Consider the following 5,623-nt stretch of genomic DNA (forward strand, 5'->3'; position numbering starts at 1 on the left):
TAGCACCGCCCTTACCGCCTCCACCACCCGCTCCAGGTCCTCCCTTTCAATGACCAAAGGCGGCAGGAAGCGGATCACCGTGGGGCCCGCCTGCAGGGTGAGGACGCGGTGCTCCTTCTCCAGCCTTTGGATGTAGGGGGCCGCCTTTTCCTTGAGCTCCAGGCCCACCATGAGGCCCAGGCCCCGCACCTCCCGGATCTTGGGGGAGGGAATCTCCCTAAGCCTTTCCATGAACCAGGGCCCAAGCTCCGCCGCCCTTTCCCAGAGCCTGGTGCGCTCCAGGTAGCGGATGGCGGCTACCCCGGCGGCCATGGCCAAGGGGTTCCCCCCAAAGGTGGTGCCGTGCCCGCCCTTGGGCATGCTCCGCGCCACCTCCTCCCGCATCACCGCGGCCCCCAAGGGCACCCCGCCCCCCAGGGCCTTGGCCAGGGTGAGGATGTCAGGGACGATGCCGAAGTGCTCAAAGGCGAAGCGGCGGCCCGTGCGGCCCATCCCGGTCTGGATCTCGTCCAGGATGAGGAGGGCGCCCTTTTCCTGGGTGATCTCCCGGGCGGCCTCTAAGAACTCCGGCGTGGCCGGGCGCACGCCCCCCTCCCCTTGCACGGGCTCGAGGATCACCGCCGCCGTCTCCTCGTCCACGGCCCGCCTCAGGGCCTCCACGTCGTTGTAGGGGACGAACTCCACGGGCCCCACCAGGGGCAAAAAAGGCTCCCGGTACTTGGGCTCCCAGGTGACGGAGAGGCTTCCCATGGTCCTCCCCGAGAAGCCCCGCATGGCGGCCACGAACTTCTTCCTGCCCGTGTGGGCCCGGGCGAACTTGAGGGCGGCCTCGTTGGCCTCGGTGCCGGAGTTCACCGGGAAGACCCGGTTGAGCTCCGGGGGGAGGATGGCGGTGAGGGTGCGGTAGAACTCCCCCCGCATGGGGGTGGGGAGGGTCTGGGGCATGGCCATGAGGGTCTCGGCCTGCCGCTTCACCGCCTCCACCACCTCGGGGTTGCCGTGGCCCAGGTTGGCCACCCCGTACCCGCCCACGCAGTCTATGTACTCGTTCCCCTCGGCGTCCCAGACCTTCGCGCCCTGGCCCCGGACGAGGAGGAGGTCGTGCTTGGTGTAGACCCCGGTGTCCAGGGTCTTCTCCGCCTCCAAGAGGGCCCGCCAGCCTTCCTTCACCGCGCGTTCCACCTGCCACCTCCCATAAAGAAAAGCCCCGGGGGCCGCCCGGGAAGCGCCGCTTCCCAGGCCCCTTCAGGTTTTCCCCCGGGACCTCATGTCCTTAAGGCTAGGGCCATCGCCCCGGGGTGTCAACCTTGGTAGCATGGAGCCATGGCAAGGTGGGTGGCGCTTTTTGCCCTTCTCTCCCTGGCCCAGGCCCAGTTCTTTTTCGGCCTTAGCGCGGTGGACCGGAGCGTCTTCAGCTTGGGTGGAGCCCTTTTTGGCGGGGTGTGGGGGCGGGTGGGGGTGGACCACAACCTGGAATACAGCGCCCACCTCTACCTGCGCCGGGGGGGGACCGTGAACCTCTTGTTCCCCTTGTTCCCCCTTTGGGGCTCGCCTGGGGCTTACTACCTGGGCCTGGGGGTGGAGGGGGGGCCGGTGCGCCCTTCGGCGCTTTTGGGCCTCGAGGCCTTCCTGGGGGAGTCCTTCGCCCTCTTCCTGGAAGGCCTGGCTCCCCTCTACGGCCTGCGCCCGCGTGGGGGCCACTTCGGCCTCGGCCTCCGCTACTACCCCTCGGGGCGGGAGGCCTTCACCCCCTCCCTTGACCCCCAAGGCCGCTTCCGCCTCTATGTGCCCGTCCCCACGGGCCGGCCTCTGACCCCGGCCCTGGCCTACGAGGGGGAGGGCTACGCCCTCTGGCTTGGAGGGTGGGCTTTTTGGGTCTTCGGCGCCCTCTTTCCCGCCCTGGGGGCCCAGGCCTACCTGGGGGACGCCTTCTTGGGCCTGGGGGTGGGCTACCTTGCGGGAGACGCCTGGATGGCCTTTCCCTACCTGGGCTACCGCTTTCCCCTGGGGGAGGGGGTGGAGGGCCAGGTCCGGTTGCAGGCGCCCTTCCGCCTCTCGGCAAGTAGGGGGGCGGGGGACGTGTTCGGCTTCTTGGGCAATCTCCTGGGCTTTTCCCTGGCCTTCGCTCTTTAAAATGGCCCCGTGCGCGCCTACGTGGGCCTGGGGAGCAACCTGGGGGACCGGGCGGGCTACCTCCTTCTTGGGCTTTCCGCCCTCTCCCGGCTGCCAAAGACCCGCCTCCTCCGGCTTTCCCCCGTCTACGAGACCGAGCCCATAGGGCCGCCCCAGCCCCGCTACCTCAACATGGTGGCGGAGCTAGAAACCGGGCTTCCGCCCCGGGTCCTCCTCTCCGAGATGCTCCGCATAGAGAAGGCCCTGGGCCGGGAGCGGAAAGAGCGCTTTGGCCCGAGGACCCTGGACCTGGACCTCCTCCTCTACGGGGACCTGGTCCTGCGGGAAGAGGGCCTGGAGCTTCCCCACCCCAGGCTCCACGAGCGGGCCTTCGTGCTGGTGCCCCTCGCCGACCTCCTTCCCGAGGGGCGCCACCCCCTCCTCGGCCTCACCTTCGCCGAGCTCCTCCAGGGTCTAGACCCCTCAGGGGTGCGCCCCTTTGTGCTATAGTGGGGGCATCGCGGCAGGACCGCGCGAGGAGAAAGAAAGTGGAGCTAGAAGCGGGAAGCATCGTAGAGGGCCGCGTGGTGCGGGTGACGGACTTCGGCGCTTTCGTGGAGCTTCCGGGCGGGGAGCAGGGTCTGGTGCACATCTCCCAGATCGCCCACGAGTTCGTGCGCAACGTCCGGGACTTCCTCAACGAGGGGGACATCGTCCAGGTCATGGTGAAGGGGCGCGACCCCAAGGGGCGCCTGGACCTCTCCATCAAGGACCTGACCCCGGCCCCCGAGGGGGGGCCACCCCCGAGGCCCAAGCGCCTCCCCAAGCAGTCCCCCGAGTTTGAGAACAAGCTCAAGAGCTTCCTCCGGGGCACGGGGGGTTTTGGCGGGGGCAAGGGGAAGAAGGGCGGCAAGAAGAAGCGCTAGGCCGCCGCGTGCTTCCCGGGGGTGTGCGCCCCCGGGGGTTTGCCGTAAAGTGGTGGGGTATGGGGAAGCCCGTTGAGGTGACCGACGCCAACTTTGATGCGACCCTGGGGGGTCACCCCCTGGTCCTGGTGGACTTCTGGGCCGAGTGGTGCGCGCCCTGCCGCATGATCGCCCCCATCCTGGAGGAGCTCGCCAAGGAGTACGAGGGGAAGCTCTTGGTGGCTAAGCTGGACGTGGACGAGAACCCCAAGACGGCCATGCGCTTTAGGGTCATGAGCATCCCCACGGTGATCCTCTTCAAGAACGGCCAGCCGGTGGAGGTCCTGGTGGGGGCCCAACCCAAGCGCAACTTCCAGGCCAAGCTGGAGAAGCACCTGCCTCCCAGCGCATGAGGATCGCCCTGGACGCCATGGGGGGGGACCACGTCCCCGAGGCGACCGTCTTGGGGGCCCTCTGGGCGGCCCGGGAGGGGGTGGAGGTGGTCCTGGTGGGGGACGAGCCCGCCTTGAGGGCCGAGCTCGCCCGGCACCGGGCGGATCTGCCCATCGTCCACGCCCCGGACCGCATCCTCATGGAGGACCAGGCCACCGAGGTGCGCCGCCGCCCCCAAAGCTCCATCGTGGTGGCTATGGGCCTCCTCAAGCGGGAAGAGGTGCGGGCGGTGGTCTCCATGGGCCACACCGGGGCCACCATGGCCGCGGCCCTCTTCACCCTGGGCCGGGTGAAGGGGGTAGAAAGGCCCGCCCTCCTAGTGGAGTTCCCGAGCCAAAGGGGACGCACCTTCCTCCTGGACGGGGGGGCCAACGCCGACTGCCGCCCTTCCTTCCTTCTCCAGTTCGCCGCCATGGGCCTCGCCTACGCCGAGGCGAGCGGCGTCCCTGGGCCCAAGGTGGGCCTCCTCTCCATCGGGGAGGAGGAGGGCAAGGGGAACGCCCTGGTCCTCGAGGCCTACCCCCTCCTTAAGGAGGCTTTGGGTTCCCGCTTTTACGGCAACGTGGAGGGACGGGACATCTTCCTGGGCACCGCGGAGGTGGTGGTGACCGACGGCTTCACGGGCAACGTGGTCCTGAAGCTCGCCGAAGGGGAGGCCAAGGTCCTCCTCGCCTGGATCAAGGAGGCCCTGACCTCTTCCCCTTTGGCCCGGCTGGGGGCCCTCCTGGTCCGAGGGGCCCTGCGGGGGGTGCGGGAGCGGGTGGACCCCGCCCAGTACGGCGCCATGCCCCTCCTCGGCGTCGAAGGGGCGGTCTTCATCGGCCACGGCTCCGCCGACGCCCTGGCGGTGAAAAACGCCCTCCTCAGGGCGAAAGCCCTGGTGGAGGCGGGCCTCATGAACCGGGTGCGGCAAAACCTGGCCGCCCTACACGTCTAGGATCACCTGGGCCTTCCACAAGCCCCTCTCCTGGACTACGGAAAGCCCGTGGTAGGTGGCGCTTTTCACCTCTCCCTGGAAGCCGAAGGCCTCCCGGGAGGGCTCGCCCAGGAGGGTGGCCTCGAGGCGGAAGCCCCCTTCCTTTGGGAAGATGCGCACCCGGGCCTTTGCGGGCACGAAGCCCTTGGTCTGGATCAGGTAGACGAGCTCGTTCAGGTAGCGCACGAGGAGGGTTTCCAGGTCCTCGGCCTCCAGGACCACCCTGCGCCGCCTCCGGCCCCTTTGGGGAGGATTTTGGAACATCAGCCGGAGGAGCCCCTCCAAGGCCCCCTGGAAGAGGCCCTCGAGGCTTTCCGCCTCCAGCGCGAAGCCCACGTCGGCGGTGTGGTTCAAAAACCTCACCACCAAGGCGCCTCCTTCACCCCATTTGCCCCGGGGAGGTGGAAGGTTTCCGTCCAGAGGCGCTCCGGGTACCGCTCCATGAAGTCCAAGACCGAGAGGGCCTGGGTCCTGTGCTGGGCCAGGGCCCGAAGCTTCCGCGCCAGGGCCCACTCGGGGAGGCGCAACCGGTGGGTGGTGGGCAAGGGGCCTTGGGGGCGAACGAAGTAAACCACCTGGGCCAAACCCTCCGCCGCCTCCTTTGCGTAGCGGCTCGCCGCCACGTGGTCGGGGTGGCCGTTGATGCCGTCCGGGGGAAAGGTGAGGACGTAGCGGGGCCTTAGGGCGAGAAGCCGGTCGCGGACGGCCAGGACCGCCTCGGGGTGGTCCGATAGCCCCTCGCCGCTGGCCTTTCCCCTGGGCCCCGCCCCCCTCTCCGGGGGAAGGGCGTTGGGGAAGGCGAGGGCCTCGAGGAAGTCCACCCTCAGAATCTCCGCCGCCCTCTTCAGTTCCGAAAGACGCACCTCGGGCAGGACCTCGGGGGGGCAGAGGCCCAGGGTCCTCCCGGCCTCCCCCCGGGTGAGGGTGAGGATCCCGGTCCTAAGCCCGGCTTCCTTGGCGAGAAGAAGGGCACCCCCCGCTCCGAAGGTCTCGTCGTCGGGGTGGGCCACCACCACCAGGAGGTCCACCATGCCCCCATCTTGACAGAAGGAACCCTCCCTGGTACATTCAATGTTGCGCCGGTTGGACCGGCGGGGGATCTTGAAAGCGCGGGAAAAGGCTAAGCCAAGCACCCATTGCCCTTAGGGGCGTTTTTGTTGGAGAGTTTGATCCTGGC

At 68.7% G+C, this 5,623-nt stretch carries 8 protein-coding genes; 5 read left to right on the forward strand and 3 right to left on the reverse strand.

Going from position 1 to position 5,623, the window contains the following annotated elements:
• The coding region (gene lysJ / locus ABJK26_RS05185; protein ID WP_347241198.1) for a [LysW]-aminoadipate semialdehyde transaminase LysJ at nucleotides 1-1,182 on the reverse strand (1,182 nt) is incomplete at its 3' end.
• A gap of 141 nt (nucleotides 1,183-1,323) precedes the next feature.
• On the opposite strand from lysJ, the gene ABJK26_RS05190 reads away from it, so the two are divergent.
• Genes ABJK26_RS05190 through plsX form a run of 5 tightly spaced genes read left to right on the forward strand, consistent with a single transcriptional unit; the run spans nucleotide 1,324 to nucleotide 4,407 of the window.
• A complete protein-coding gene (locus tag ABJK26_RS05190; RefSeq protein ID WP_347241199.1) occupies nucleotides 1,324-2,133 on the forward strand; it encodes a hypothetical protein in 810 nt (269 codons plus the stop codon).
• 9 nt (nucleotides 2,134-2,142) lie between these two features.
• The gene (gene folK, locus ABJK26_RS05195; protein ID WP_347241200.1) at nucleotides 2,143-2,622 is read left to right on the forward strand and encodes a 2-amino-4-hydroxy-6-hydroxymethyldihydropteridine diphosphokinase; all 480 of its coding nucleotides are present in this window, start codon (nucleotides 2,143-2,145) and stop codon (nucleotides 2,620-2,622) included.
• 38 nt (nucleotides 2,623-2,660) lie between these two features.
• Complete coding sequence (locus tag ABJK26_RS05200; RefSeq protein ID WP_347241201.1) at nucleotides 2,661-3,038, forward strand: S1 RNA-binding domain-containing protein; 378 nt, start codon at nucleotides 2,661-2,663, stop codon at nucleotides 3,036-3,038.
• Nucleotides 3,039-3,097: 59 nt separating this feature from the next.
• A complete protein-coding gene (gene trxA, locus ABJK26_RS05205; protein WP_347241202.1) occupies nucleotides 3,098-3,430 on the forward strand; it encodes a thioredoxin in 333 nt (110 codons plus the stop codon).
• Entirely contained in the window at nucleotides 3,427-4,407 is a 981-nt protein-coding gene (gene plsX / locus ABJK26_RS05210) for a phosphate acyltransferase PlsX (protein ID WP_347241203.1), read from the forward strand. Before trxA ends, plsX begins: the two co-directional genes overlap by 4 nt.
• Here the strand turns inward: plsX and ABJK26_RS05215 are convergent.
• A complete protein-coding gene (locus ABJK26_RS05215) occupies nucleotides 4,396-4,815 on the reverse strand; it encodes an archease (protein ID WP_347241204.1) in 420 nt (139 codons plus the stop codon). The genes plsX and ABJK26_RS05215 overlap by 12 nt on opposite strands.
• Nucleotides 4,806-5,474 (reverse strand): PIG-L family deacetylase, encoded by a 669-nt coding sequence (locus ABJK26_RS05220; RefSeq protein WP_347241205.1) that lies wholly within the window; start codon nucleotides 5,472-5,474, stop codon nucleotides 4,806-4,808. The genes ABJK26_RS05215 and ABJK26_RS05220 overlap by 10 nt, the downstream gene beginning before the upstream one ends.
• Between the last annotated feature and the right edge of the window lie 149 nt (nucleotides 5,475-5,623).

This window comes from Thermus sp. (genome assembly GCF_039793865.1).
Lineage (GTDB): Bacteria > Deinococcota > Deinococci > Deinococcales > Thermaceae > Thermus.